The organism is Halohasta sp. A2, from assembly GCF_056175805.1.
In genome coordinates, this window is the sequence record NZ_JAQFWV010000020.1 from 23,388 (window position 1) to 49,698 (window position 26,311).

Consider the following 26,311-nt stretch of genomic DNA (forward strand, 5'->3'; position numbering starts at 1 on the left):
GATCAATCACCCGTCGAGAAATGAGAGTATGGACGCGTCTGTACTCGTTCATACTGAGCGACGGCAATATCGTAACTGGTGTACTGGTAGTCCCTCGTGACAGTTGCCCCTGGACTTTACGCAGCTAACGGTTATTCTATCCCGCTAGTTCGACTCTGATGATGGCACCGAAGACCGTTGTCGACGCCTCTGACGTATCGAAGACGACCATACGTACCAAGAAACGATCACTGAGCCGCCGTCGATTCGCGGCCGGAACCCTGGGAGTAGCCGGACTCACCGGGCTTGCTGGATGTTCTGGCGCAATCGGTGAGGCAGCTAATTCCGCAGAGGAGATCACGATGATTCTCACACCGGGGACGCCTTCGGACACCGAACGGCGCTACGAGCCGATGCGGAGCATGATCGAAGGCGAGATTGACGACGTCGAAGTCGAAATGGAGACGCCGCAGGACTATTCGGCGATCCGCCCCGCGATGGAGAGCGAACAGGCAGAGATCGGGATGGATGACATCACGTTCATTTCCGAACCGGATCTCTTCGACGTGTTCGGAACGACGGTCGAGGGGGGTTCGGCGTTCTACTTTTCGATGATGATTACGAATCCCGATTCAGACATCGAAGAGCGAGCCGACCTCGAAGGACAACGGGTCGCCTTCGCCGACAGGCTCTCCACGAGCGGCTCGATTTTTGCTACCTATGCGCTCAAAGAAGCAGGACTGGACGTCGGTGACGCTCCTGACGGTGACCCGGTCGACTTCGACGGCGAGTGGTCGAACCACGAGCAAGCCCTCGAACGACTCGAAAACGACGAAGCCGACGCGGCCGTGACGTGGAGCGGTAACGGAATCCCTCACGTCGAGGAGGGAGACATCCCTGACGAAGTAATGGAAGAAGACTCGTTCGTCGGCACCGCGAACACCGAAGAGCCAATTTTCAGGCCATTCTGGTGGTCCTTCCCGATTCCGAATCAACCGGTCTATGCCCGAAGTAGCTGGGACTCCGAGAAGAAAGACGAAATTCGCGAGCTACTGTTGAACTCCGACGAAGAATTGGTCGAGGAGTATTATCCCGATGACTACGACGACGAGGAGCTCCCGTTCACGACGCTCGAAGAGACCAGCACCGAAGACTACGAGCCAGTCATCAAACGGATCGAAGACCTCGGACTCAATCTCGCAGAAGAGGAGTGAGAACAAGGTTCACAATGAGTAAACTTACCATTCGAAATCTGACGAAGAAGTACGGTGACGTGACTGCACTTGAAGACGTCTCGGTCGAGATCGAAGACGAGTTCGTCGTCTTACTCGGCGAGTCCGGCGCTGGCAAGTCGACGATGCTCCGGTGTATCAACGGACTCACCCAACCAACGAGCGGCGAAATCCTGCTCGACGGAGAACCGCTCTCGCGTTCGCAGCCAGACGTCGGCATGATCTTTCAGCAACACAACCTTGTCGAGGGCGTCTCGGCATTCGTCAACGCACTGACCGGTTCACTTGAACGGTCGACGACGGTCGAAAGCCTCCTGCAACGGCAGGATCGGGAGACGAAACTCAGTGCACTCGAGGCACTTTCAACCGTGGGGTTGATCGATGAGGCCCACCAGCGCGTCTCACAGATGAGCGGCGGGCAACAACAGCGCGTCGGCATCGCTCGGGCACTCGTTCAGGACCCCGCACTCCTGCTCGCAGACGAACCGGTTGCGAGTCTCGACCCATCGAGTGCCGAAGACGTCATGGGTTATCTGAAAACGGCTGCCGACGTCCATGAACTCACGGCACTCGTGAGTCTCCACCAGGTCAATATCGCGGCCCACTTCGGCGAACGCTTTATCGGTCTTCGAGATGGTCAACTCCTGTTCGATGTCGATGCTGACGGCCTCACGCCCGAACTCGTCGACGAGCTGTACGGCAGTGTTGAAACTGTCGGACTCGCCGAGCGACCCACGAAGACAACCCGACCTTCACAGAGTAGTGATGAACCCGAACAAAACACGAGCAAGCCGGGGATCGAAGCATGAGTTCGGATCAGGCCCACGGATTAAAGACGAGGCTGCTCAAACGCTTCGGCTTCGCTACCATCGGGTCGTCGCCGGCTGAACGGAAGCTCACCGATCTCAAACGCCGAAAGACTATTCGACGGCTGTATACCGGTCTCGGCGCGCTTTTCGTCGCTCTTCTGTTCTATCGGAGTCTCGGAATCGTCGGCTTCACACTGAACGAGCTGTTCACGCAGATCCCGTTCTTCATCGAAGCGCTCGCCGACTACTTCCCACCAACGACGTACTACGGGGTTCCGTTCATCGACGTGATGCAGTACTGGGAGTTCATCGTCGCGGAGAACCTGCTCTACGCTTCGCAGGTGACGGTGGCCATCGCGTTCGCAGGAACAGTGCTCGGGCTACCCACCGCGCTCCTGTTTGGTGTCCTCGCTAGCGAACGCGTGATTCCATACCCGTTCAATTTCGGATTCCGCATGGTGATGAGCCTGATTCGGGCCATCCCAGCGCTCGTTTGGGTGCTCATCTTGATCCCGCTCGGTGGGGTCGGTCCCTTCACCGCGACGCTCGCGGTCATGATCGACACGACAGGCTATCTCGGGCGGCTATTCACCGACGAGTTAGAGGAGATCGCCGACGGTCCCATCGAGGGGATCCGAAGTACGGGCGCGAACAAGTCACAGATAATTTCGTTCGGCATGCTGAGCCAGGTATTCCGGCAGTTCATCGCGTGGCTTGCATTCGATCTCGAGCACAACGTCCGAGTCGCCATCGGTCTCGGATTGATTGGGGCCGGAGGCCTCGGGCTCGAACTCGATGTCCAACAGAAGATGTTCAATTACACCGAGATGATGGCGTGTATCATCATGGTGTTGTTGCTTGCTGGCTCGGTTGAACTGCTCAGTCAACGGGTTCGGTCGTCCCTCCGAGACGAGGAGGTCGAACAGACGGGCTTCATCGAAGCGTTTGTCACTGCGCCAAAGAAGATCCTCGAATCGACCGTTGGGCGGCGACAGTGACGAGGATCTCGGTCGATTCGCGTGGCACAAATCAAACCCGGCAACTCGGTCCGGAGCCGACGATCCACGATCCAGTGGCAATTTTCGAAAGCGACCTTGGCGCGTGGACCGAGGTGCGACCCGACTGTCGACTCAACGCGTCGACACTCGGCGACTACAGCTATCTGATGGAGCGTGTACAGCTGGATTATACGACGATCGGTAAGTTCGGCAACGTGGCCTCAGACGCCCGGCTTGGGCCGACGAACCACCCGATCGACCGGCCGACAGCCCACCACTTCACCTATCGGGCGGAGATGTACGACCTCGGTGCGGACGACGAGTCGGTCTTCGAGTGGCGTGTCGACCAGCCAGTCGAGGTTGGTCACGACGTCTGGATCGGACACGGCGCGACCGTCCTCCCTGGTGTCGAGATCGGTAATGGGGCCGTTGTCGCCGCTGGTGCGGTCGTCACGACGGATGTCGAACCCTATACGATCGTCGGCGGCGTTCCAGCCGAACCGATCCGAAGTCGATTCTCTGAGGAAACCGCCGCACGAATAAATGCGACCGAGTGGTGGCACTGGGACCACGACATGCTGGCTGAGCGGATTGAGGCGTTCCGTAACCTCGATACCTTCCTCAGTGAGTACGCGCCCACGGTCGACGAGGTCAGTTAACAGTAGTAGCTGCCAACATATTTCGTCGTTAAATTGTTCTAACTAGATCCTCACGTGGTCCGGCCGGATGCCTGAGTGTAGTCGGACAGCCATCTCGGCGGCGTCGACCCAGTAGTAGATGGCTCGTTCGAGCGCGCGAGATATGGTGACCAGATACCCGTAAAGTTCGGGGTCGTAGGCTGTGACCAGTTCGAACAGTTCATCGAGGTCGCGGTGGACCGATTCTTCGAGCGTGCTCAGCCTGTCGTGGGCCGTAAGGTCACACTCAAACAGAATGGCTCGGAAGTGGTCGTTGATCGATGCGCCCGATTCGAAAACGTCGAGGACGCGCTCTTCGATAACTCCCGTGGCGGGCCGATAGCCGCGGTCGACCACGTCGGCGATGAAACACGCCCGGTCGCCAACGATTTCGAGGTTGGTGGCAATCGTCGAGAGATCCGCAGCTACGCGGTTGCCCGGCCAGTCGGTGGTGAGGGTGTAGGATTTGAGTTCGCTCAAAAGCGCAGAGTATCGCTCGTTGGCCAGCGGTTCGAGCGTGTCGGCTGACTGTTCGGGGACGTTCCCTACGAAAGCGCCGTGGGCGGCAGCATACTGCGTTGCGGTCACCTCATCGAGCCGTTCGAGCAGTTCCACCACCTCGGGTCCGCGGCCGGCGTCGGCTGTTGAGTGGGTGTCGGAATGTGCACTTTCGGCCGGTGAAAACGGTGGGGCCGAGAGCCGAGAGATGTACCGCGTCGAGCCGTACAACTGGTCGTTGTCGACGACGTAGGCCTTCCGGACGATGCCTTCACTTTTGAGTTCGCCCAGTAGTTCTGAGAGATACTGCTCGGAGATGCCAACCGTTTCGGCGAGCTGGGCTTTCGTGTCTGGTGCGGTCGAGTCGATAGCTTCGATCACCTGTGTAAGCGTTGTGTCGCGGCCGTGTGAGCTCGCGTCGCCTCTCGGGTGCCACATCCTACGGGACATAGTTGGTCGAGGAGACGGCCGTCTATAGCCGTAGTCCACAGAGAATCCAGACTCGTCCGGACCCGTCTGGACTTGTGTGATGTGTCGACTGATCGCTATATATCTCTCAGCACGTGAAGAGTTGTCTCATATAAACGGTCAAACAAGTGAACCGACGAGTATATTCCATATGGAGACACGAAAGGTCCAGTTGTCCGGTGGGACGACCTATACAATCTCGCTACCGAAAAAGTGGGCTCAAGAACACGGCATCGACGCAGGGTCCGTACTCGCCCTCCATCCGAACAGTGATAGTTCGTTACTGATTGAGGCGACTCCTGAGCGATCGACCGACGACCAAACGGTTACAGTCGACATCTCGACGACAAACGACAATGCCCTCCGCCACCGTATTTTGGCTCTTCATGCAGTCGGCTTTGACGAAGTGACACTGACCGATTCGACTACTATTAGCCCCGAAAGATGGCGAATTGTCGAAGAGACCATCGCGGAGCTGTCGGGGTTCGAAATGTTGGAAACAACCGACCACCGAATCAAGCTCACCAACCTTATTTCGGCCGACAATGTCGACATCCGCAAGAGTGTGTTGCGACTCCGCTTAGTTATGTTGTCGATGCACAGTGACGGCCTCAAGGCGGTCATCACCGGGGACACTGAACTTGCCAGACGTGTTATCTCCCGAGACAGTGAAGCCGATAAGCTATTTGCAATGATCACCCGCTACTTTCGGCGGTCGCTATCGAACCTCTACGAGGTAGAGAAACTGGAACACAGTCGAGACGAGCTGTTCGAGTACTACTACACCGCACGGCAGTTCGAGCGCATCGCCGATCACGCCGAGAAGATGGCGACGTTCACGCTTGATTCGGACGCATCAATACCTCAGCAGTATGCTGAAGAGTTCGCTTCGTTGGGAACTACAACCCGCAGAGTCATTGACGACGCTGCAAATGCAATTTTGACTGGCGGCGGTATCAAAACTGCCAACGGAGCGCTTGCCAAGTACGATCAGGTCAAAGATCTGTTCGATAGTATCGACCGAGAACTCTACGATCACGACGTACCGAATGAAGCGTACGTTCTCGGACTCGTTCTCGATAGTCTCCGTCGAACGGCTGATTACGGCGTTAATATTGCCACCGTTGCTATCGAACAATCAACCAGACAAAAAAGTGATCGCTGATGGGAATTGCCGCATATAGACGCCCTCGTCATTGAGATATCGTCTACTGAAATTCGCATGTTTACGAGAGTCATACTGTTAGGTTTGGCACCGACACGTATGAGATGACCTGCTTCGATTGATGATTGGCCACTGTCTAGTTAAGTCAGTTTGAGAAGCAAGCAGATCATAGATTAATTGGTCAAAATGCGCTCAGACCTGCTCAGCGAGCCGTTAACAGCGTATTATCAAGAATTTTGGGGCGTTAGCGGACGGCGACACCCATCAGAGTGTTCGCAGTTCAGCTCAACACGACCGGTTGTTCTCTGAGAGAAACATAAGAGAGTCCTCATCTATCAGGCGTTCAATGCTCTCACCAGACAATTTGGTAGTGGTTACATCGGCTAGCTGGCAGCGGTCACAACCCGCCTGAGGCGAAGCCCAAGCGTGTTACGGTAGACGAAACCGCTGTCAAAATCAACGGTAAGAGGTCTTGGTTATCTGCTGCAATAAAGACTCACCGCCACGAATTGTCGGTCACACGCGTCACCTGCAACCGCAGACGAAGGGCGAGGTACACTGCCAGGATAACTTCAAGACGATCTCGAGTCCCAGGTGGAGAAGGTGTCTTCGTCGAAACTCCCGAGTCACTGACTGCCCTTATTCGGGAGTCAGACGGTCATGTCAAAACAATCTCAATCAAATAATCAAGTGCGTCTTCGTTTTCAACAATTCCAACTCGGTTAGGTAGAGGGTAGGTTATTTGGTAATGAGTTCGTAATTCTTTGAGTAGTTGTGATTCGGTGACGTTGGTGGTTGTGGGCACAAAATAACTGTCAAACTCTTGAACATGCTTCTGTTAAGATGGAATTTCCATCGATGATATAGAGGATGTAGTCACCATCTTCTATGGGAGGTAGTAGAAACCCACAGGCGAATAAACAGTCAACCTTGAGCAACTTCTTACGATGTCCGGCGAACTGGCGAATTACATTCAGGTGGTCAGAGATATTGAGGTACTACAGCCAGGTGACGCCTGATTATTCACCTGGCTGTCTGAACGTGTAGGTTACTGTATCGGCGTCAACTGTGAGGGTGCCGGCGTCGTGATCCACGAAAACCGCAGCGGTATCGCCATGCGCGAAATCATGTAATTGCATCCCCGCCTGGAACGTCCCATCGCGCGACAGTTCGACATATGCAGAGCCGAAGTCAATGTGAATCCGATCATCAGCAGTCGTTACATCACCCGTCTGACCGAATCGGCGCAGTTCATTAGTGAGTGTATCCCACTCATTGAGTTGTACACGTGGTGTCATCTGTTGTTCAGTCGTACCGCTGCGTCTTGGAAAATTGTTGGTGGGAAATCTAGCCACAAAATCCATCGAATGAATTCACCCATGTGTCGGTAGTGCGTAAGACGATAGATCCTCTGCGCTGCAGGAGTTTGTTCGTGTCGTAAAACCAACCAATATGGTCCATATTGATGAATTCTTGGAGGATCGATGAGCGAGATAGTAGGTTGGTTCCCTGCACTGTGCGATCATCCCTTGCGGAAATTAAGTCAGATTGCGGACCACATTCGCGCCTAGTCATCAGCCCACCTGCGTAAATCTATCAACATCTGATGGACCCAATAAGCGCAAATATTTCCTACTCTTTTAGCTATACATACCGCTACCACTGCAATTCACATTCGACTCTCAACTAATTATATAGAGGGTGTCATAGAATACGTCGCATACGAAAGAGCAGGGTTGAGAAGCCGTGTCCAGCAGCACTCAAACCCTGCAAGATGAGCCTTGGATAGACGAGTTCTTTAATCTCGTGGCGGTTGAGACGCTTCCGCTCTTCGAGTACCTCGACTTTGATTTTCTCAGTGAGTATGACGTGTTCGCCCCCACCCGTCGGGGGCGAACACGTGACCATCATCCACCAGAACTGTTCAAAGGCTTGCTTCACTGCTACTACAAGGGTATCTACGGGACACGTCCTGTCGCCAGAGAACTACAGAACACGGCTGTCTGGCTTAGCTGTGGGTTCGATCGACCGCCGTCCAGAGACGCGGTCGATCGGTTCCTCACTGATCTCAACCTCGTTGTTGAAGACGTGTTCAGTCGCCTCGTCGAGCAGGCCGCTACCCGCGGCCTGCTTGACTTAACCTTCCGAATCGACTCAACCGATCTTGAAGCACTCGCGTGGAATGATGACGCTTCGTGGAACTACGATCCAACAGCTGAAGAGTTCTACTACGGCTTTGGTCTCAGCATCGTTTCGGCAGGGCCAAAGATACCAATCGCAGCGGAGTTCACGCAGGCGAAACAAGCCTCAAAAGAGACAGCGATGCGCGTCACACGTGACGCGCTCGCCGTCAAGCATCCAATCTGGTTGCTTGGAGACAGTGCATACGATATCCTTGATTGGCACGACTTCCTGCTGGAAGCAGGAGTCGTGCCGATCGTCCCATACAATCCACGAAACACCAGCGATCCACTCAATATCGACTACCGTGTCGAAGATCGAATCAACGAATTTACCGAGGATGTGATGTTCAAGCGTTCGATTCTTGCTGAGACCTACAAGCGGCGAACACAAGTTGAGCGAACGTTTGGAGCGTGTTCAGACTGCGGCCTCGGGACGCTGCGCGCCCGAGGCAGCGTCCATGCTCGGGTACAAGCATTCCTTGGACTGTGTCTCCGAGTAATAGTTGCAATCACGAACTACGAACAGGGTGAAAATCCAGGGCGGACGAAGCTTGTGGTATGAGATGAATTGTATGACACCCTCAATTATATAATTAAAATATTAATATAGTGTGAACAATATGGATATTATAATAACATAATATCGTAGAATGAGTTACTGATTGTTGATGTCGGCATATAGTATCAAAGACCAATCAATCTGTGAGGGTTTCAATTCGGTTTGTCAAATCGTCCGCAATGAACGGAACCGAACTAAAGTCGAGCGTAAAGCGTTCAAAGTGTTCAGACAAACTGTTGTTGATCTAGAGCCATCGGGAAGCGCCTTGAAAAGTACATCACACGACAGGAACAATGTAATTGGGGGTGCTTTATCTCACAAACCATCTCTATTCTTTCCACCATCTACCAACGGTCATCTTACGCAGATTAGAGAGGCGTACGAAGAGACAGTAATGGATGTTCCCTTTTATCAGACCGAATATGGAGATACCTACGAGGAAAGCGTCTGTGATGAGTTCGGACGCGAAGTTGCCACAGCGTTAGTAAACGGCTCTGATTTCACTCATGCGGTCAAACGACTTCTCCTCGGCAAAGTAAAACAAGCCACAAACGAACGAGAACTACTGATCACTACTTGTGAGCGCGAACGCAAATCAGTCGATAAAGCAGCATCTGTTCTAAAACCAATCGAGAATGAACTCAACTCGTTTGATACACTCTCGCTAACCGATGAAGGATTTGGTACATTAGATGCATACCGGGCCCAATTACTGACTCTTCAGGACAAATGTGAGCAAGCCGCCGCCACCCGCCAAGCAACGATACATTACCACTGGACGAAATACGATTCTCCAGTCGATGATCTAGACATCTGCACCTATTTGTACAAATCTATCGAACCGAGCTATCCGATTTTATTCTTTTGCAGTGAATTGGCTCAAAGAATCAATAGTCATCGTCAGCAGGTAGAACACGAAATGTGTGTCTCCTCCTGAACGCGTGGGCATTCTCCTTGCAGTTCGTCATTACTGGTCGGTCTCCAGACATACAACGGCAGCTCAAATGACATCCAGCCGATCACTAATCAGGCCGTCGACCCTCTCGTTTTGAAGTTCACTTGCAGTTCCTCCATCATCGATCGTCCAAGCATTCACATCAAGGTCCGCATCGTGTGCCTTTGCCACCAGATTAGAGCGTATACAGAGGTTGTACTGTGGGTTGATGGCTTCACAGTCCAAATCAACGGCAGTTTTCAAGTTCTCTTCAGGCCTTTCATCGAAGAGTAATCCGAGTGGTATTGAGTCCTCAAGTGCACTGAACTGTTCAAGCGCACTCGCGCTGAACGAAGACACAAGAATGTCGTGGTCAACGGCCCTTATCTCGTCTATAACTTGTTGAGCCATTCCGGGACGTTTGAGTTCAACATTCACCTCAACATCTGCTGGGATCGTCTCAAAGGCGTCCCTTAGCAAAGGAACACCTTCGTCAGAGTCAAGGACTGAACACACTGCAAGGTCTTCGTAATCTGTCTCATCCACCCGCCCAGTACAGTCAGTCACTCGATCAAGCGTTGAATCGTGAAAGATGACGATTTCCCCCGATCCACACCGCTGAACATCTAGTTCAATCCCGTCGACATAAGGTGAGACTTGCTCGAAAGCGTGGAGAGTGTTCTCAGGGTATTCTTTGGCACAGCCGCGATGGGCAATCAGGCGAGTGTTTGACCTTCCGGTGTGCTCATATAGACCTGGCAGGTCAGACATGAGTTCCTCCCCGACCGACAGACACCCTGTCGACGCGATGATAGCGGCCGTTCCGAGTGCTGACACGTACTTCCGTCTGGTGTTGGACGATTGGGTCATAGTCAAATCCGGTCGCGTGGAAAAGGGTAGACAGGTAATACATCGTGATTTGAACGTGGTTTTCGCTTTGTTTTTGGTCAGGATTGCTGGTGCTCCATGAGTTGGCTCTTGTTCGATGAACCTGCGTGGTAGATTGCCTCGCCGGATGCAGAATCGAAAAGGTGGAGCTTGGTTGGATCGACCTCTGCAGTAACTATTTCGCCCGGTTCGTAGGTAGTATCGACATCGGTCTCGATTGTTACCGACTGCCCACCAACTGATCCATGGATCAGATTCCTATTGCCTAAGGTTTCTGCGGCAAGCACCTCGACATCGAACTTGCCATTAGCGCTTTCGTTGACTATGATATCCTCGGGGCGAATCCCGAGCACAGCGTCCTCGATGTTCGATCCACCGAATCCGGGCAGGCGGATTGAGAGTCCTTTGGCATTGGCAGTATCTGTTCCGTCGACAGTTACCTCTAATGTATTCATTGCAGGACTGCCGATGAACTCGGCTACGAACTTGTTTGCCGGGTAGTCATAAATGGTCCGTGGTGGATCGACCTGCTGGATACCGCCGTCATTTAGGACAACCACGCGTTCGCCTAATGTCATCGCCTCGGTTTGATCGTGGGTAACGTAGACTGTCGTCGTTTGGATCTCGTCGTGGAGCTGGCTGAGTTCTGCACGCATCTGAATACGAAGCTTCGCATCGAGGTTCGAAAGCGGCTCGTCCATCAGTAGGAGCTTCGGCTCGCGTAAGAGGGCGCGGCCGATTGCGACCCTCTGTTTTTCCCCGCCGGAGAGTTCGTCTGGTTTGCGGTCGAGCAGGTCCGATATATCGAGCATCGCCGCCACTTCTTCGACTTTCTCGTCGACATTTTCGACTCGTGTCCCTTCGCCGTCGTTGACCCCGAAGGAGATATTCCGTCGAGCGGTCATGTGAGGGTAGAGCGCATAGTTTTGAAAGACCATTGCGACTTCACGAGCTGCAGGCGTCTGGTCAGTCACGTCCATACCGTCCATCAGAATCTGTCCATCAGTTGCTGTCTCTAAGCCTGCGAGCAACCGGAGAGTGGTCGACTTTCCACAGCCTGAAGGGCCAACGAGGACGACGAATTCGCCATCTCCGATCTCGAAATTTACCTGTTTTACTGCCGTTACATCATCGAATTCTTTCGTGAGGTTGTCTATGTGAATCTCGCTCATGTTACTTCTGTTGGACTCCAAATGTTTCGAGGAGCGGTTTTCTGAATACGAGCAGGACGGCCAGCGGTGGTATCAGGGTAATGACCGAGCCGGCCATCACTAGACCCCACCGTGGCACGTCGCTCTGGACACTTCCTTCAAGTAGTGTCACACCCACTTGTGCGACCTGTTGACTCTGACTCTCTATGATCACGAGTGGCCAGAGGTACTGATTCCATGCGTAGATGAACATGATGACCGAGACGCCGGCGATCATCCCCTTCGACATCGGGATTAGTACGTACACAAGGAATTTTAGCGGACCTACGCCGTCTATTTTCGCTCGCTCAACGATCGAAGCGGGGATTGAGAGGAAATGTTGCCGAAGGATGAATACGGCCGTTGCACTTGCGAGGTAGGGTATCGTAATCGCCAGCAACGAATTTGACCATCCAAGGGTGTTCATAAGTTGGAACAGTGGGACGATCCGAACTGGGATCGGCAACATTAGTGTCAGCAAAATCACAACGAACATCAGATTCTTGTACGGGAACCTGAAGTAGACAATGGATAGTGCCGCTAGTAGGGAGACGGCAAGTTTGCCAATGACGACTATTGTTGACATTACAAAGGAGTTGAGCAGATACTGGCCCATTCCGTAATCAACCATCACTGCACGATAGTTCTCAAAGGCTGCTGAACCGGGAAGCAGATCTCCGAATTCAGTGACGATACCTCTTGTTTGCGTGCTAACTATAAGCGCGATCAAGATAGGCAGCGCGATCACAAAAACGGTAGCAGCGAGTCCAACATGGATGGCTAGTCGGTCGGCGATCTGATTCCTCGTCTTCTCGCTGAATAGTGCAGAGATTCGATTTTCAAGGGTAGTTTTTGTGCTCATGAATTAGCCTCCGTAGTGAGCGTGTCGGTCGGAGTAGTGAAGCTGAATTAGCATCAACAGGCTAACGATTACAAATAGGACAACCGACTCAGCGGACGCCAAACCGTGACGACTGCCGTCAAAGGCGTTGCGATACAGGCTGTATATCATGATGCTTGTCCCACCGTTTGGGCCGCCTCCGGTCAGTACATCTATGAACGCGAACGTTCCGAAGAACGCGTAAATTGTATTCATAACTGATAGGAATATCAGTGTCGGCGAGATGAGTGGGATATATACCTCCATGAGCCGTTTCATCCGGTTTACTCCATCAAGATTAGCTACCTCACTGAGCGTGGTAGGGACGTTGTTCAGCGCCGCGATCATGAAAATTACATTGTAACCGATTTGCTTCCAGATCGCTCCTAATACGATGACAACGAACGCTTGCTTCGTGTTCGTAAACCAGTTGACGTTGACTCCAAGAGCTTCAATTGGGCCTGTGAAGACTCCAATGCTCGGATGGATTAGGTAGAGGATGACTAACCCGCCAACAGCGGGTGGGAGGGCGTACGGCCAGACAGCCGCGACGAGATAAGCCGTCTTACCGACTTCTACCTCGTGGATCATGTAGGCAATCATGAGCGAAATGGCCATTACGCCTAAGACCACTAGGATGCTGAACAAGAGGGTGATTGCAACGCTGTAGTGATACTCCGGAGAGGTCCCAAGGTCGACGTAATTGTCGAGACCGACCCAGACACGCCTGGTCCCAAACTGGAGCGTCGAAAATAGGCTCATGTAGACGGCCTCGACAGCTGGGTAGTACAGAAAGACTAAAGATACTACCACGGTCGGTAGAATCAGCAGATAACCCAGCCCCGGGCGGTCAAATACTTCTCTCGTGGACATGAATTTTATTCGGAATCTGGTCCGACTTCGCTGTAGCGTTCGAGCTCTTCTTCGACATCACTCTGTATGTCTTCGAGACCTTCTTCGACGCTCACCTCTCCAGAGAAAATAGACACAGAGGTCTCTTCAACGATGAGTTGGACCTCCCGTGCCGGGCCGATGAGTGCTCGGCGAGTGGCCGCGGTCGTCTCTGATTCGAGTAACTGATCGAGGGCAGTCTGATGGTTAGGGTTCTCGTCGAACCAACCGTCTTCTTCGAGTTGATCGACTGCTGACTGTCTGATCGGGTAGTACCCACTGTCTTTGTGCCACTGGGCTTGTACGTCCGTCGACGCCATGTATGCGAGCAACTCACCCAATAACTCTTGATCGGAGGCATTTTCGGGGACCCAGAACGACGCACCTCCGATTGGCACGCCTGTCCAGTCGTCCAGTGCTGGGTAGAAGCCGGTCCGAGCCTCGAACCCTTCCTCTTCTTCAGCGGCTTCTGGAACAGAACCTACGGATGCTGTCGACGTGAGCAACATTCCTGCTTCACCGGAGAGGAATGCGGAGTCTGCAGCACTCCAGTCTTCAACACCAGCATTAACATACAGATCCTCTTCGTAGAGGTCTCGCCACCATGTCCAGAGGTCGACCGCAAAATCAGAATCGACGTTGATAGTTGTTGCTTGGCCGGTCCGTCCGTTCTCCTCGTCGAAGAGTAATTCATCGGCCAGGGCATACCAAGTCTCTATCATCCAAATATGGTTTGGCCAAGTGATGCCGGATTCTGTCGCACCGGAATCGACAAGTTTCCTTGAGTAGTCGGTAACTTCATCCAGCGTTTCAGGTGGGGAATCGGGATCAAGACCAGCCTCCTCAAACGCATCGGCGTTGTAATAAAAAATTGCGTTAGAATTGTTGAATGGGATCGAGTATAGTTCATCGTCAACAACAAAGAAATCGATAACTGGATCTAAGAAGTCGTCTGTGTCAAAGTCGTCGGGGAGAATCTCCTCGATCGACATCATCGCATCTGTATCGAGGATTTGTTGGGCGTGTAGACTATCGATTTGGGCAGTATCTGGGACATCCCCCGATTCAATAGCGCTGAATATGTCGTTCAGAACGTCTTCGTAGCTGCTCTTATACTCTGCGCTGACATCACCGGTATCAAACTCCTCAACAATTGCATTGATCGCTTCTTCGTTTGAACCACCCATTGCGTGCCATAAATCAAGTTCTCCGTCATCTGGACTACCGCCTCCACCGCCGAGAACACTCGAACACCCTGCGAGCCCACTGGTAGCAATTGCACATGTTCCTGCGAGGACGCTTCGTCGGTTAAAGTTCCTATCCATATCTACAGAGTAGTTAATTTGCCAATTAATCCTTGCTAAGATTAGTATATATTTGTAATATCACAAATAGAGGTCTATATTCTAATCTAATTAAATAGTTGTTTAGAGTCTATGTAGTTGAAAATAAATATCAGTTCTTCTCAAATCATCCCTACTCAATCAGGCTGAATCCATAGTTTCTCCTGACTAACAATCCTCTACCCAAGAGCGGTAGTATTAGTCGTCACCCACGACGGCCTCGGGACGGTAGGTTCTGCTTATTTTCTGCCACCGGTCGGTTCGGAACCGCCAGTAGTTGATCGCCGCCGGAACAGTCGTCTCGGCGAAAAACGCCAGATAGATTCCCCAGTAGCCCAGCGGAGTCGTCGCGCCGAGATACGCTAGCAGAATCGCCCCACAAAACGTCCCCACGAATTGGCTTAAAAACGGGACGCGCGTGTCGCCGCTTGCATCGAGCGGGCCAGCGGCCGCGCCTGCGACGCCCTGAAAGACGATCCCACCACAGGCGGCGTAGACAAAGTCGACGGCGATCGGGATCTCTGGGTTCGTGGGCGAGTCGGCGAACAGGACGACAATCTGCTCAGCAAACCCTGCAACGAGGAGCGCCGAGACCAGATAGGTCGCGACGGCAAATCGGATAATATCGCGGCCATACGCTTTGGCCTCGTGTTCGTCGTTCGCGCCGAGCGCCTGACCGACGAGGCTTGACGAGGCGAGTCCGAAGCCCCAGCCCGGCGCGTTCATCACGCCCCAGATACGCCGGGTGATGACGAACGCCGCTACTGCGTTCTCGCCGAACAGATCGAGAATACCGAGCATCGGAAACTCTGCGACCGTCCAGACGAGGTTCCGGCCGCCGACCGGAAGCCCAATCTTAACCAGATCACGAAGTGTCGCGGGGTCGACGTACTGGCCAGTCAGATCGATCCGGACCGGAAACGCGCCGATACCCGGCACCCTGCCAGCGCCGATACCGAGCGCGAACGTCGCGGTGACGGCCACCGTCGAAACCACGGTGCCGAGGGCGGCACCGGAGACACCCCACCCGAGGCCGAAGATGAACACCGCGTTCAACATCACGTTCGCCCCGGCACCGGCAGCGCGGACCTGCATCGCGGTGTAGGAGTCGTCGACGCCGACGAGCGTCCGGCTCCCGACGAGATTGAGCCCCGCGAACGGAATGCCGAGCGCGATGATCCTGAGATAGGTCGAGCCGTAGGCGATCGCCTGGTCGTTGCTGCTGAGCACCGAGATGAGCTGTTCGGAAAACACCCAAAAGAAGGCCGAGACCGGCGCACTCACCACGATGACCAAAAAGACGCTCGTGCGGACCGCTAGGCCCAATTCCTCGTAGGCGTCGGCACCGAACCGCTGGGAGACCAGCGCGATCGTGCCGCCAGCGATACCTCCGCCAATGGCGAACGCGAGCCCCCAAAACGGTCCCGCGAAGCCGACGCCAGCGACAGCCGACGTGCCGATCGCCGCGCCGACCATGGCAACGTCGACCGCGTTTTTCGACATCCGGGCGATCCCCGTGACGATCCGGGGCCACGCCAGCGCGGTCGTCTGAATGGCTCGCGATCGGTCGATCAGCCCCGCACGTGCTAGCGCGAGCCCGATAAACAGAATCACCAACCGGAGTGGGTTTGCCAGACGAACCACGAGATGGCGCCGATTGTCGTTGAGGGGGTGAAAGGGTTCGCTCCCCGGCAACCGATCATCAGTGATCCGACAGAAACCGTGGCCTTGACACCACGAAATCGACACCGCGTTCGGACAGATCTTTATTTAAATAATCTGGCTGAACAGCTACGCCAGATTGTTGTACAGCGCGGCGTACTGCTCGGCGACCGTGTCGAGTTCGAACGACTCTACCTGCGTGTTCGCGTTCGCACCAAGTCGACGCCGGAGATCCGATGCTTCGAGCCGATTGATGGCCTGTCTCACCATCTCGCACGGCGTGTGAAGGTGTTGGGCGACACGGCCATGCTCGTACTTCATGCAATCCGCACCTGGTTTGGTCGGATTTCGATAAAGACGTGGCGTGCGTTTCTCAGCAGAACAGCCGAGAAACGCACAGCTCTCTCTGTTATCGATGCAACAGGCTTCGACGGCGATCAGCCCAGCCGACACTACGCTAACCGCACCTCCTACCGCATTCGTGCGTTGAAAGTCACCGCTTTGGTTGATGTCGAAACGCTGCACATCACCGACATCCACTGCACGACGACAAAGAAGCACGACGCGAAGATCGGTCCGCAGGTCGCCCGCAGGAATGCGGCCGACCTGCGTTCATTAGCTGCAGACCGTGGCTATGACTCGAAAGCCTTCAGGGACGAACTCCGTGGAAACGGTGTTCGTCCCCTGATCAAGCACCGTATCTATTCCTCGCTCGATCACGCCCACAACGCCCGCATGGACTGTGATCGGTATCACCAGCGATCCATGTCTGAAACTGTCTTCTCGTCAATCAAGCGCACGCTCGGCTCCGCCGTGCGTGCGCGGAGTTGGAATTTAGAGTTCCGAGAAATGGTTCTCAAAGCAGCCGTCTACAACCTTCGACGGAGCGTCCGATTTCCATGAATTTGACCGCCGTGTACCGAAACTACAGAGCCAAATATTGATTAGAGCACTCGGTCGAGTTTGTGTGTTAGACCACCGATAGTGAGCTGACCAAACTGTTACCACTCCTCCGTGAACAGTTTATTTCACTATTGAAGGAGTCGACGATGAGTTCCTACAATTGGACGCAACAGTACTCATTACCGATACAGACATGTTCGTCGGTACATGTATTTTCAGCTGATGATTCAAACAGCGGTTGGAGTTGTGTTCGTCGTTATTGGCGGATCAATCGGCTGGTATAGTCTCCGACCGCTCGAAATCCTTCCAAGTATCCTCCGTAGCGACGTACTGGACCCGAGCGAAATCTCTGACGAATCATTCGTTATCTGTCGTGGGATTGCGAACAAATCCTCGGAGACGTTGTTGGCTCCATTCACTGGAACACCGTGCTTGGGATTCGAGTTTGAGGTGACGGAACGACAACCGTTCGGGATTGGCATTCCATGGTTTCAGGCCCACCTTGACGACGGTGTCGCAACGCGATCATTCACACTCGATGGTCCGGATGGTGGTGTCGACATCGTACCGTCCCCGAAACGATTCGGGCTTGATACGGAGTCGACAGTCATTACCGTTGGTTCTAGCGAGAGACTACCGGAACGTATTCAACGTTTCATTGACGTTCGAGACGATCTCGGTTCGGTTGCGAGATGGATGCAGGTCATTCCCGGGCTCGGTATGCGTCGCTACATTGAACGTCGGATCGATTCTGGAGAGGTGTATCTCGTTGCGGGACCTACGGAACAGACACAGCACGGCGTGGCCCTCACAGGCGATCTCGTGATCACCGATCGCTCTCCAAGACAGTTTGCGATCACGCGTCTATGGACTGCGGTGTTTCCGATGTTAATTGCAGCTGTCTTTGTCGTTATCGGCGTCGGGGCACTCAGTATCTAACCTCTCGTAGGTTTATTTGGTTGATATTTACTACACCGTCTACTAAACGTTACACTGTCCACGAGAGAATGTCTGACATTATGCAGATAATTAGTTATAGGATTTATGTAGGTTTAATATATAATTATTTGCATGGTTACCGTTCCCTCTCAGCTCATCGGTGTTGTCCTTTTGATTGGTGCCGCATTCATTGGTCGTGAGGCCTGGTCCTACATTGAGCAGTACCGGATGATGGCCGCGATTGATCCCTCCGAGACGCCGGTGATACATAGTGCGAGCGCATACCCGCGTCTTCAGGCGCGGGAGGAGGTCAATGTGTTCGCTGCAGGCGGATTTGGTGGTCTTCTAGAACTCGGCACTAGTGGAGGATAAACTAATTCAATTTAGCGTCGAATAATAGCAACTGTGCAATCTGCTTTTTGGCCTTCTTCACTGGACGATATGTTGTATATCTCATGGGCCTTGTCAAACAGTCTGTGCTGAAATGCCGCTGTTTATATATGTTGTTGCACAAGCTCATACAGTGTCCGACATGACGAAACAAGAAATACGGATCTGTATTGATCCAGATCCAAATACCGATGCTGGGGTGTTTCGCATCGAGGCAGCAGATGATATCCTCCGTCTCCTAGCCGATGCCCACGACTCTGAGTTCACGATACCTGAACTTGTCGACACAACGGACGTCGCTCGATCAACAGTGTGGCGGGCTGTCGGCTTACTCGATAGTATTGATGCAGTCCACATTCGAGAGACGCCACAACGAAACTATATTTCCATCAACACAGATAATCTCGAAAAAGACGACCCAATACTGGCTATCGAACAATCGGAGTTCCATAAGCCGATCCGGGTGTTCGTCGACCACATCCAAGAAGAAATAAGCAATACAGATGATGTCGATTCGCTTCTCGGTATCGTCGTCTTCGGGAGCGTCGCTCGCGGTGAAGCTGATCGACAGAGCGATATTGACCTTTTCATTGTAGTCGACGGAGATCGAACACCTGCTCGGCGGGTTGTGACCGATGTCGTTGCCGACCTCCAAGACCAGCGATTCGATGGTGATCGATTTGAATTCGAGCCATACGTTGAATCTGTAAGCAGCGCGCAACGAGCAGGTTCAAAGCTTCGTGAGATCTTCTTGGAGGGAATTACAGTATATGAAGACGAGAAACTCCAATCTATCCGAAAGGCGGTAATCGGCGATGAGTAGTACACGTATCGACCAGTTTGTCACCGAAGTCCAAGCAGCATTCGACCGCCGACCGACACAAATCGAACCAGGTCTCGATGTCGAGGATGCTGCACTCCTCCAGTTGCGAAAGGGATGTCGACTGCTCGACGGTGCCGACACACTTCGGGATGCAGAATACTACACACTGGTTATCGAGGCCTCGTTCGTCGCAATCGAACGGACAGTCGAGTTTCGCTTGCTCGAACGGGGAACAATGGATCCAAACGACCTTCCTGGCACACATCCTGGAGTGTATCGAGAAGCGGCTGCTATCGGGCTTTTCGCTGAATCGGTCGCCGAGGATTTAGCGGATCTGTGGCGAGAACACCGGGCGAAGACGTACTATCAAGATGGTCTTGCAGCAGCTGACCGTGCAGAGGCGATGTATGAGCTTGCCAGCGAGATCCACGAGTTTGTCGTAGGTCGATCCCGACAAGGCCATGAATGTATCTGCGACTCTACCGACTGACATCTCTCCTTGAAAAAAGATAGCCCCACCGAGAGGAGGGTGCAAACGGCAAGCGAAAGAGAGTGACGGAGTCGCATTCGTGGATGTTACTCGGTCTCATCTTATATTGTGATCTCACTCCTGTTGCTGGTCGGCCTGTGAAGTACAGGCTGTTCCGACCATTCCCTTGTCAGAAGGCATATCTTTCTAAGGATTTCAACAGAGCCATATATGTACAATAGACGGGTTATAATGGCTCTGTTAAAATCTTCTTATTATTAATATCATTCTTACAGGCCAGTCATAAGCAATACTAACAATTTCATTTTTCAGGTCGTTGCATACAACTGAAATTTTTTACCCAACTCGTACGTACTTGTTTTCATGGAATGGTCCCCAGATAGGCGACTACAGTTGTGGATCGTCCTTGCATTGTCTGTGTTGGTATTGACGACGCTCGCGGCGGCAGTTGCCAGTGGAATTGTCGTGTACTTTATCGCGCTTATTCTATGGATTATCAGTGGCAATGGAGTCGACCTCTTTGGTGGGATCACCGGTGGGCTGATTATTATCTCCATGTCTGGTGTCATTCTGAGTATCGTGCTGTGGGGTGAACGTAACGCACCCGACTACGCAATTGCAATTACCGGCGCTCAGCGAGTCTCTGAGTCGGAGTACCCGAAGTTACTTTCGACCATTCGTAACACTGCGCACCAGGTGGCTGTTCCAGTCCCTACAGTCTACGTTGCACCGACGGAGACACCGATCTCGCTGACCACGGGTTTTACTACCCGCACATCTCGATTAGTCGTCAGTGAGGGATTGCTGGACAGCCTTGAGGAATCTGAACTACGTGCGGTTGTTGCACATGAAATTGCCCACATCAAAAACCACGATGCAGCAGTCATGACTACTTCGGCATTGCCAGTAGCTGCCGCCGAACGGGTCGGAGAGCTCCTTAGCGGTCCAACAGCCGGAATCAAACATGGGGTTGTTAGCCGTGCAGACCACGCCGACGCCATTCTCTCTGTCGGACTCGCGCTCGTTCTTCCTTTTTCGATTCTCTCGCAGATACTGTCGGCTTCTTTTGCACGTACCCGTGAGTTTGCCGCTGACCGTGGGGCAGTCGCGATCACCGGAGAGCCAGCAGCCCTTGTATCGGCCCTCAAATCAATCGATGGCTCATTCGACGAGCGCCCGACAACTGATTTCCGACGAACGTCGATTTCAGCCTTTGCAATCGTTGAACCGGAAGAGGCTGATCCAGTTGGGTATCTTGCACCGTTTACTCGGTTCAAACGTCGACTGTTTGCGACACATCCACCGACGAATGCGCGAATTGACCGACTCAAAGCGAATAATGAGAACCACGTCTCTTGAGGTCAGATCAACCCAATTGAGCCGTGATGGTGGTAGTGATGAACGGGCGATTGTAACTGTGACAGAAGATGGTGATATCGAAGATTATTATGATGTGATCTAGATCATAATCTATATCTTAAAAATGCATACAAGAATAATATAATGCATCGAAGATCGCTTCTTTCGCTTGGAATTATGGCGATTGCGGGATGCACGGCGTCACCAGAGCCGTCTAACAGACCACTGTCGACACCGAACGTCTTTGTTGAGTTTGACTGGACTGGATCAGCATACGAGCTTACCTTTGAGTACGGGACGACAATAACCAGACAGAACACCGAATCATTGGCAGTGTCCAATGAAACGGATGATTCGTCGATCTATTGGGTCTCCGAAGACGAAGACGCACGTGAGGAATTTCCATTGGAACCAGGGGCATCGATCACTGTCGAGGCAGACAAAGACGCGGATCTCCTTGTGGTTTGGTCGACGGTCGACCGATCAGTGGTCGTTGATGCTCGCCGCGCTGATGAGACAAACGAGTCCAGTGCTGAGACGACCGAGAACCAATGAACCGTCGACAGTTTCTCGGGACCGCTGGTGTCGTCACCGCTGGAATAAGTGGCTACACTGGACTTCGACTGAGTAACATCCGGCGATACACGCCCACAGATACGGTCGACGAGTCTCTGCCAGTGGGTGAGCGGATCTATGAAGCCTCTCGGCTGCTTTCGGTTCTCGATCACCGGGCCGTTTCGACCGTCACTGTCGAAGACGATGGCACTGAGGCTGCCCCCTACGAGAGCGAACGCTTCCGCTACGAACAGCAACGGTCGCGACACCGCTACCTCCAGGTTCATTCAGTATTCAAGATTCCAGCAGGTAATCCGCGATCACCGCTTACAAGCCACCCGACATTTATCGACCAATTCCGATTAAGCATACAAGACGACGATCTGCCGGAAGCTCAGGTATTGTACCTGTCGGCTGGAACAGAGATTTACGATCGAGGGATCGCTGTCCCAGAACGTCCCGCGGATCGCCCACGGGTCAGTTCGAGCGTTTACGATCGCGGAGTTGGACTCGGAGAGGAGGGTGGAACCCACCACCAAGTTCGTTCGAGGCCATACATTCACTCACCAGATGGCGAGTGGTCACAGCAGGATCGCACTGCAGAGACAGTCACATACGAAGTTACTGGCCGAGAAGACTACGCAACGGTCGTCCCCGTCGAACCCGCACTAGCGGTCGGCGAGGACAGTCGACTCGCTGCCACGGTTGATGGTCAGACTGGTCGACTACTGCGCCTCGTCGATCGCCGGATTGTCGATCAAGCAGCCGAAACTGGTGATGACGATGTGAGGACGTTTCGGTATACCATCGAAACCAAGTTCGACCAGTACGGAGCCACAGCGGTCCGACCGCCCGCGGGTCCAGTCCCAAACCCCTCACCAGCCGACCGCCTGAGAGAATTCTGGGCGAACCTTACGTTCTACTAGCTGCTGTTCGGATCCACTCTCAGAGGCAGAGACTCCTACTGTAGCGAGAACTCGGCTCTCGTGTAGTTGGCCCGTTCAGTACGCGCTCACGAGGCTCTGTGGTAGCGAGGGGCTGTTTCTCCCCCGACGATCCGGACGCCCGCAAGTCGTGGGCCGACTTCGGGACGCGGCTTGATCCGACAACCTGAGATTTACATCGACCTACACACTTCTGGTCGGCTGCTGTCGGCGCAGATCGGGTCGAAAAACACGATCGGACGACTCCCCTTCGGAGATCTCAGTAGGCGAACAGATCCCACGTCCACTCGCCGATCGAGCGTGACCCGAGTGCATCCGGTCGACGGGCATCTACCTCAGATCCAGTTTCAACTGTGTAGTTGTACTCCCGATCGATTCTGTTCTCGGAATCCCCGTTATACGTCCCGTTCAGGCGTGCACGGCCCTCACGGACGACCCCACGCTCCGTGTCGACGCTTATTCTTGTTGCCGGTATCGGATTACTACTGAACTCCCTGTATTTCGCCCCGGACAATCTCGATGGCACTGGGACTGAGATTACCTACGAGGTTGCCCCCATAGAAAACGAGACGATGGCCGAGCCCGTTGTTTCGTTTTCCGAACAAACGCTTCGGTGTGGCACTGAACGAGCCTGTGTGACCGAAACCGAGATCAACGAGAAGGGTGCGGTTGAATACAACGGGACGATCTAACATGGTGATGAACGTCGTCGCTGGGACCCTTATACCGATTCGTGGAGTCGATACAGCCTCGTATCCATCTATGGGGAGTACTTTATCCCCGAACAGGAGTACACGAACGGATCAACACGTCTCACCCACGAACGAGCGTCGACGATGGAAGCCCTTGACCACATTGCTGTAACGAGCGAAGAGACCTCAGCCGCCGTTCGTGCCACTGTTGAACAGGGATCGATCAGACTCGTCGACCGACGAATCCCTGAATTCGAGCGAGAAGATCCAATCGAACACGACGGCGAGATCTATTATGTCACGCACAAATCTTACCAGAGCAACTCGGCTGAGGCGATTATCCCCGTACGAATCTTCTTCTGGCTCTTCGGGTCGGCACTGATCTATTCGGCTTGGGAACGACGTGGGCGCACATCCTAGCTCTAAGCTCGACTACTTGTTCTATTCTGCCACGGGCAGATTGCAGTTGTATGCGAGTTCAAAGGGTGAGCGTTAACTCGCCAAGACTCGTTTGTTTTAGTGATGTCAGATACTGACTCTATAGACGAAAATGTGCCGTCGACGTTAGGGAGAATTCTCTTTGCAGGTGGACTCGCAATCCTTGCAGTTCGTAACCTCACAAACCTTGATGGACGGGTTGCCTATGCGGAGGCTAAAGGAGTCCCAGTTGCAGACAAACTTGTCCCAGTATCAAGTGGCCTCCTCCTCGGTGGGAGTCTCGGGATTGGGCTCTGGAAACTCCCGAAACTTGCAGCCGGGAGTGTTGCTGCATTCTTTATTGGAGTCACACCAGTCATGCACGATTTCTGGGCTGTCGACTCCGAATCACGTGGTGAGGAGCTTACGTCATTCCTTCAGAATCTCACGCTCCTTGGTGCTGCAATCGCATTCTTCAAACAGGCCAGTCAAAACTAACAAAGAACGTCCAAGACTACACCTCTAAGTGTTGCAATTGAATCAAACCTACGGCGAGAAACCTATACCGAGTATCACTACTCACCGACAGTAGCTTAGCAAACAATATTGCCAACTGATCGGACCTCAACTGACTCACTCAGCACTAGGTTTATGCCACTCGTCGACCTTCGTTTGTGTATGGATCTTGAAGAAACAGTCGACTATCTCGCTGAAGAGCTCGAACTTGAGCGGAGTGAACACGTCCGTGAGGTTGGTCACTCTGTTGCAGAGCTTCGCGACTGATCAGAACATTTCTTTGAACTTTCGGCCGACTGCTTTATTGAAAATGCGGTACGGCGGTAAGATCATAGCTTCTCAACGGTCTTTTTGATGTTGTGAAGAGCGAACATCAGGACGATCTCACGGAACTGTCGATACCAGAACTGCGAACGCAAGGCGGAGGTTTGCGTTCGCTTCGTTGTTGAGTAAGATGCTACACTGCGACCCCCGGAATGTGGCTCCGGAAGCGCTTCTGGGTCGCGGCTGCTCCAGTGAGCGCGCCGGCGCGGTGATCCGCGTCGCCTTCAAGCACCTTGATCTGGACAGTGTCGCCGTCAGTCACTACCCCGACAACGCGAACTCCTGACGGGACCGTCCATGACAAGGTTTGATGTGTAATTTCATAGGAAGAGTGGCGGGATGCGGTCGCGTGACGGTCCACGGAGCGGTTCGATTTGTTCTTTCCCCGAGTCAACAGACACTTACCCTTCCCGAAACGATGCCGAGCACATGTCTGTCCCCGCTTCTCCGAGCCGACGGACGGGAGCTATCGGCGGCGCCATTGCCGGCGCCGTCGCGTACGTCCTCGGCTACCTGTTCGCGTACGTCACCCAACAGAGCGCCGTCGAAGAGCAACTGCAGGGGTTCAACTTCTTTGCCGACCTGTTCGGTGGTGATCCGATCCCGACGTCGCAAGCCGTCGGATGGGTGTTCTACAACGGCCATTTCGTCGACACGCAGGTCCCCTCGCTGGTCGGGGGCGCGCGCTCGCTCAACCTCATCGCGGAGGCTGAGGGCGGTTCGTTGACGCTGTTGTACGCCGTCCCGCCGCTCCTTTTGATCGTCGCGGGACTCGCAGTGGGTCGCCTCACGGGCACGACGGAGCCGACAGACGGTGCCCTGACCGGGGCGTTCGTCCTCGCAGGCTACCTGCCGCTCGCCGTGGTCGGTGCGTTCGTGTTCCGATACTCGGTCGGCGACGGGACGGTCGCACCCGATATGGTCACCGCCGTGCTGCTCATGGGCGGCGTCTACCCGGCGGTCTTCGGCGCGATTGGTGGCGCGATCTCGACGTTCCTGAACGACTGAGAGTATAGCAATCCGATCAGTTAGTCCGCCGTAGATGTGCGAGCTCTTCTTCGTCGGATAATAGGTGGTTCCCCGACAAGCAGAATTAACCTCTAACCCGCGTGACATGCTAAGACAAAAACATGCGAGACTGCAGACGCTAATGTAGCACGTAGTGGTGCCGAGATTGGAGACCGCGACTCTGTTGAAATTCTTGAGAAGTTACAAGTTTGGACAGTAGTATAACCGATTGCAGACTCGCCAATCAATACTCGGCGGGCACTCACCCATAATGTCACAAAGTTTATCACAATGTTGCTAATATTTTTTATTATGGTCGCCCGTTCTGAGTCGTCTTCGCGCCCGCTGGGGATCACCCTCTTATGCGTTTTATATGTATTACTGCTCCCCGTGGTGATTTACGTCAGTGGCAATCTAATTTTGATGCTTCCGGAGGTTATCGCACAAGAAGGTCTCACAGGAATTATTGGTCGCGTCTCAGAACCGTTTAGACTTCACCTCCAGTAGCCTCAACCGAGGCGGTACAGTGAATCTTCTCGTGGAGTGATTCACACAGAATCTCATTGAAGAACCGGTTGTAGCGATCTGGATCTTG

General features: G+C 53.4%; 27 protein-coding genes and 3 pseudogenes. 19 read left to right on the plus strand and 11 right to left on the minus strand.

What is annotated here, in order from left to right; genetic code table 11:
• The first annotated feature begins 161 nt into the window (after window positions 1–161).
• The 4 genes from O2S87_RS08085 to O2S87_RS08100 are packed head-to-tail and all read left to right on the plus strand — an operon-like array spanning window position 162 to window position 3,677.
• The gene (locus O2S87_RS08085) at window positions 162–1,193 is read left to right on the plus strand and encodes a PhnD/SsuA/transferrin family substrate-binding protein (protein ID WP_475408288.1); all 1,032 of its coding nucleotides are present in this window, start codon (window positions 162–164) and stop codon (window positions 1,191–1,193) included.
• A gap of 14 nt (window positions 1,194–1,207) precedes the next feature.
• Window positions 1,208–2,020, plus strand: a complete 813-nt coding sequence (locus O2S87_RS08090) for a phosphonate ABC transporter ATP-binding protein (protein ID WP_475408289.1) — start codon at window positions 1,208–1,210, stop codon at window positions 2,018–2,020.
• The gene (phnE, locus tag O2S87_RS08095; protein WP_475408290.1) at window positions 2,017–3,018 is read left to right on the plus strand and encodes a phosphonate ABC transporter, permease protein PhnE; all 1,002 of its coding nucleotides are present in this window, start codon (window positions 2,017–2,019) and stop codon (window positions 3,016–3,018) included. Before O2S87_RS08090 ends, phnE begins: the two co-directional genes overlap by 4 nt.
• Window positions 3,015–3,677 (plus strand): DapH/DapD/GlmU-related protein, encoded by a 663-nt coding sequence (locus O2S87_RS08100; RefSeq protein WP_475408291.1) that lies wholly within the window; start codon window positions 3,015–3,017, stop codon window positions 3,675–3,677. Before phnE ends, O2S87_RS08100 begins: the two co-directional genes overlap by 4 nt.
• Before the next feature lie 42 nt (window positions 3,678–3,719).
• Here the strand turns inward: O2S87_RS08100 and O2S87_RS08105 are convergent, their stop codons facing one another.
• The gene (locus tag O2S87_RS08105; protein ID WP_475408292.1) at window positions 3,720–4,643 is read right to left on the minus strand and encodes a PhoU family transcriptional regulator; all 924 of its coding nucleotides are present in this window, start codon (window positions 4,641–4,643) and stop codon (window positions 3,720–3,722) included.
• A 169-nt stretch (window positions 4,644–4,812) separates the two neighbouring features.
• Between O2S87_RS08105 and O2S87_RS08110 the strand changes: the two genes are divergently transcribed.
• Together O2S87_RS08110 and O2S87_RS08115 are read left to right on the plus strand one after the other, a co-directional pair.
• Entirely contained in the window at window positions 4,813–5,826 is a 1,014-nt protein-coding gene (locus tag O2S87_RS08110; RefSeq protein WP_475408293.1) for a PhoU domain-containing protein, read from the plus strand.
• A gap of 186 nt (window positions 5,827–6,012) precedes the next feature.
• Window positions 6,013–6,317: pseudogene (locus O2S87_RS08115) on the plus strand (IS6-like element ISHli9 family transposase); the annotation flags it as partial.
• A gap of 528 nt (window positions 6,318–6,845) precedes the next feature.
• Here the strand turns inward: O2S87_RS08115 and O2S87_RS08120 are convergent.
• A complete protein-coding gene (locus tag O2S87_RS08120; protein WP_475408294.1) occupies window positions 6,846–7,190 on the minus strand; it encodes a hypothetical protein in 345 nt (114 codons plus the stop codon).
• A 382-nt stretch (window positions 7,191–7,572) separates the two neighbouring features.
• Between O2S87_RS08120 and O2S87_RS08125 the strand changes: the two genes are divergently transcribed.
• Both O2S87_RS08125 and O2S87_RS08130 read left to right on the plus strand, forming a co-directional pair.
• The gene (locus O2S87_RS08125) at window positions 7,573–8,571 is read left to right on the plus strand and encodes a transposase (RefSeq protein ID WP_475408295.1); all 999 of its coding nucleotides are present in this window, start codon (window positions 7,573–7,575) and stop codon (window positions 8,569–8,571) included.
• A gap of 106 nt (window positions 8,572–8,677) precedes the next feature.
• The gene (locus O2S87_RS08130; RefSeq protein WP_475408296.1) at window positions 8,678–9,505 is read left to right on the plus strand and encodes a DUF7260 family protein; all 828 of its coding nucleotides are present in this window, start codon (window positions 8,678–8,680) and stop codon (window positions 9,503–9,505) included.
• Window positions 9,506–9,568: 63 nt separating this feature from the next.
• On the opposite strand, the gene O2S87_RS08135 is transcribed toward O2S87_RS08130, so the two are convergent.
• From O2S87_RS08135 to O2S87_RS08165, 7 genes are all read right to left on the minus strand, one after another.
• Window positions 9,569–10,273 (minus strand): glycerophosphodiester phosphodiesterase, encoded by a 705-nt coding sequence (locus tag O2S87_RS08135; protein ID WP_475408297.1) that lies wholly within the window; start codon window positions 10,271–10,273, stop codon window positions 9,569–9,571.
• 176 nt (window positions 10,274–10,449) lie between these two features.
• Entirely contained in the window at window positions 10,450–11,562 is a 1,113-nt protein-coding gene (locus tag O2S87_RS08140) for an ABC transporter ATP-binding protein (protein WP_475408298.1), read from the minus strand.
• 1 nt (window position 11,563) lies between these two features.
• Window positions 11,564–12,442, minus strand: coding sequence for a carbohydrate ABC transporter permease (locus O2S87_RS08145; protein WP_475408299.1), 879 nt, complete (start codon window positions 12,440–12,442; stop codon window positions 11,564–11,566).
• A gap of 3 nt (window positions 12,443–12,445) precedes the next feature.
• Window positions 12,446–13,333, minus strand: coding sequence for a carbohydrate ABC transporter permease (locus O2S87_RS08150; RefSeq protein ID WP_475408300.1), 888 nt, complete (start codon window positions 13,331–13,333; stop codon window positions 12,446–12,448).
• 5 nt (window positions 13,334–13,338) lie between these two features.
• Window positions 13,339–14,538, minus strand: a complete 1,200-nt coding sequence (locus tag O2S87_RS08155) for an ABC transporter substrate-binding protein (protein ID WP_475408314.1) — start codon at window positions 14,536–14,538, stop codon at window positions 13,339–13,341.
• Between the two features lie 354 nt (window positions 14,539–14,892).
• On the minus strand, window positions 14,893–16,338 hold the full coding sequence (locus tag O2S87_RS08160) for an MATE family efflux transporter (protein WP_475408301.1): 1,446 nt from the start codon (window positions 16,336–16,338) through the stop codon (window positions 14,893–14,895).
• 147 nt (window positions 16,339–16,485) lie between these two features.
• The gene (locus O2S87_RS08165; protein ID WP_475408302.1) at window positions 16,486–16,677 is read right to left on the minus strand and encodes a hypothetical protein; all 192 of its coding nucleotides are present in this window, start codon (window positions 16,675–16,677) and stop codon (window positions 16,486–16,488) included.
• A 3-nt stretch (window positions 16,678–16,680) separates the two neighbouring features.
• Here O2S87_RS08165 and O2S87_RS08170 point away from each other — a divergent pair.
• The 10 genes and pseudogenes from O2S87_RS08170 to O2S87_RS08215 all read left to right on the plus strand — a co-directional run.
• Window positions 16,681–17,259: pseudogene (locus O2S87_RS08170) on the plus strand (IS5 family transposase); the annotation flags it as partial.
• A 450-nt stretch (window positions 17,260–17,709) separates the two neighbouring features.
• Window positions 17,710–18,198, plus strand: a complete 489-nt coding sequence (locus O2S87_RS08175; protein WP_475408303.1) for a hypothetical protein — start codon at window positions 17,710–17,712, stop codon at window positions 18,196–18,198.
• A gap of 132 nt (window positions 18,199–18,330) precedes the next feature.
• Entirely contained in the window at window positions 18,331–18,570 is a 240-nt protein-coding gene (locus O2S87_RS08180) for a hypothetical protein (RefSeq protein ID WP_475408304.1), read from the plus strand.
• 160 nt (window positions 18,571–18,730) lie between these two features.
• Window positions 18,731–19,411, plus strand: a complete 681-nt coding sequence (locus tag O2S87_RS08185) for a nucleotidyltransferase domain-containing protein (protein WP_475408305.1) — start codon at window positions 18,731–18,733, stop codon at window positions 19,409–19,411.
• Window positions 19,404–19,901, plus strand: coding sequence for a DUF8154 family protein (locus tag O2S87_RS08190; protein ID WP_475408306.1), 498 nt, complete (start codon window positions 19,404–19,406; stop codon window positions 19,899–19,901). The genes O2S87_RS08185 and O2S87_RS08190 overlap by 8 nt, the downstream gene beginning before the upstream one ends.
• 363 nt (window positions 19,902–20,264) lie before the next feature.
• On the plus strand, window positions 20,265–21,260 hold the full coding sequence (locus O2S87_RS08195) for a M48 family metallopeptidase (RefSeq protein ID WP_475408307.1): 996 nt from the start codon (window positions 20,265–20,267) through the stop codon (window positions 21,258–21,260).
• Window positions 21,261–21,593: 333 nt separating this feature from the next.
• Window positions 21,594–21,815: a hypothetical protein gene (locus tag O2S87_RS08200; RefSeq protein WP_475408308.1), complete on the plus strand. Its 222-nt coding sequence runs from the start codon at window positions 21,594–21,596 to the stop codon at window positions 21,813–21,815.
• Window positions 21,812–22,741 carry a hypothetical protein gene (locus tag O2S87_RS08205; protein ID WP_475408309.1) on the plus strand — a complete coding sequence of 310 codons (930 nt, stop codon included), beginning with the start codon at window positions 21,812–21,814 and terminating at the stop codon, window positions 22,739–22,741. Before O2S87_RS08200 ends, O2S87_RS08205 begins: the two co-directional genes overlap by 4 nt.
• A gap of 464 nt (window positions 22,742–23,205) precedes the next feature.
• A complete protein-coding gene (locus tag O2S87_RS08210; RefSeq protein WP_475408310.1) occupies window positions 23,206–23,451 on the plus strand; it encodes a hypothetical protein in 246 nt (81 codons plus the stop codon).
• 522 nt (window positions 23,452–23,973) lie between these two features.
• Window positions 23,974–24,366, plus strand: a complete 393-nt coding sequence (locus O2S87_RS08215) for a DoxX family protein (protein ID WP_475408311.1) — start codon at window positions 23,974–23,976, stop codon at window positions 24,364–24,366.
• 347 nt (window positions 24,367–24,713) lie between these two features.
• Here the strand turns inward: O2S87_RS08215 and O2S87_RS08220 are convergent.
• Window positions 24,714–24,839 (minus strand): annotated as a pseudogene (locus tag O2S87_RS08220) (IS5/IS1182 family transposase); the annotation flags it as partial.
• 2 nt (window positions 24,840–24,841) lie between these two features.
• Window positions 24,842–25,012, minus strand: coding sequence for a hypothetical protein (locus O2S87_RS08225; protein WP_475408312.1), 171 nt, complete (start codon window positions 25,010–25,012; stop codon window positions 24,842–24,844).
• Window positions 25,013–25,137: 125 nt separating this feature from the next.
• On the opposite strand from O2S87_RS08225, the gene O2S87_RS08230 reads away from it, so the two are divergent.
• Window positions 25,138–25,716, plus strand: coding sequence for a DUF7978 family protein (locus O2S87_RS08230; RefSeq protein WP_475408313.1), 579 nt, complete (start codon window positions 25,138–25,140; stop codon window positions 25,714–25,716).
• Window positions 25,717–26,311 lie beyond the last annotated feature (595 nt).

Excerpts from the sequence above, each read along its gene's own strand:
- O2S87_RS08215 (WP_475408311.1), top strand. The coding sequence starts at position 23,974 with ATGTCAGATACTGACTCTATAGACGAAAATGTGCCGTCGACGTTAGGG.
- O2S87_RS08180 (WP_475408304.1), top strand. The coding sequence starts at position 18,331 with ATGGTTACCGTTCCCTCTCAGCTCATCGGTGTTGTCCTTTTGATTGGT.
- O2S87_RS08190 (WP_475408306.1), top strand. The coding sequence starts at position 19,404 with ATGAGTAGTACACGTATCGACCAGTTTGTCACCGAAGTCCAAGCAGCA.
- O2S87_RS08085 (WP_475408288.1), top strand. The coding sequence starts at position 162 with ATGGCACCGAAGACCGTTGTCGACGCCTCTGACGTATCGAAGACGACC.
- O2S87_RS08120 (WP_475408294.1), bottom strand. The coding sequence starts at position 7,190 with ATGGATTTTGTGGCTAGATTTCCCACCAACAATTTTCCAAGACGCAGC.
- O2S87_RS08130 (WP_475408296.1), top strand. The coding sequence starts at position 8,678 with ATGTCGGCATATAGTATCAAAGACCAATCAATCTGTGAGGGTTTCAAT.
- O2S87_RS08105 (WP_475408292.1), bottom strand. The coding sequence starts at position 4,643 with ATGTCCCGTAGGATGTGGCACCCGAGAGGCGACGCGAGCTCACACGGC.
- O2S87_RS08155 (WP_475408314.1), bottom strand. The coding sequence starts at position 14,538 with ATGGGTGGTTCAAACGAAGAAGCGATCAATGCAATTGTTGAGGAGTTT.
- O2S87_RS08165 (WP_475408302.1), bottom strand. The coding sequence starts at position 16,677 with ATGAAGTACGAGCATGGCCGTGTCGCCCAACACCTTCACACGCCGTGC.
- O2S87_RS08145 (WP_475408299.1), bottom strand. The coding sequence starts at position 12,442 with ATGAGCACAAAAACTACCCTTGAAAATCGAATCTCTGCACTATTCAGC.
- O2S87_RS08110 (WP_475408293.1), top strand. The coding sequence starts at position 4,813 with ATGGAGACACGAAAGGTCCAGTTGTCCGGTGGGACGACCTATACAATC.
- O2S87_RS08090 (WP_475408289.1), top strand. The coding sequence starts at position 1,208 with ATGAGTAAACTTACCATTCGAAATCTGACGAAGAAGTACGGTGACGTG.
- O2S87_RS08140 (WP_475408298.1), bottom strand. The coding sequence starts at position 11,562 with ATGAGCGAGATTCACATAGACAACCTCACGAAAGAATTCGATGATGTA.
- O2S87_RS08230 (WP_475408313.1), top strand. The coding sequence starts at position 25,138 with ATGTCTGTCCCCGCTTCTCCGAGCCGACGGACGGGAGCTATCGGCGGC.
- O2S87_RS08135 (WP_475408297.1), bottom strand. The coding sequence starts at position 10,273 with ATGTCTGACCTGCCAGGTCTATATGAGCACACCGGAAGGTCAAACACT.
- O2S87_RS08185 (WP_475408305.1), top strand. The coding sequence starts at position 18,731 with ATGACGAAACAAGAAATACGGATCTGTATTGATCCAGATCCAAATACC.
- O2S87_RS08195 (WP_475408307.1), top strand. The coding sequence starts at position 20,265 with ATGGAATGGTCCCCAGATAGGCGACTACAGTTGTGGATCGTCCTTGCA.
- phnE (WP_475408290.1), top strand. The coding sequence starts at position 2,017 with ATGAGTTCGGATCAGGCCCACGGATTAAAGACGAGGCTGCTCAAACGC.
- O2S87_RS08150 (WP_475408300.1), bottom strand. The coding sequence starts at position 13,333 with ATGTCCACGAGAGAAGTATTTGACCGCCCGGGGCTGGGTTATCTGCTG.
- O2S87_RS08205 (WP_475408309.1), top strand. The coding sequence starts at position 21,812 with ATGAACCGTCGACAGTTTCTCGGGACCGCTGGTGTCGTCACCGCTGGA.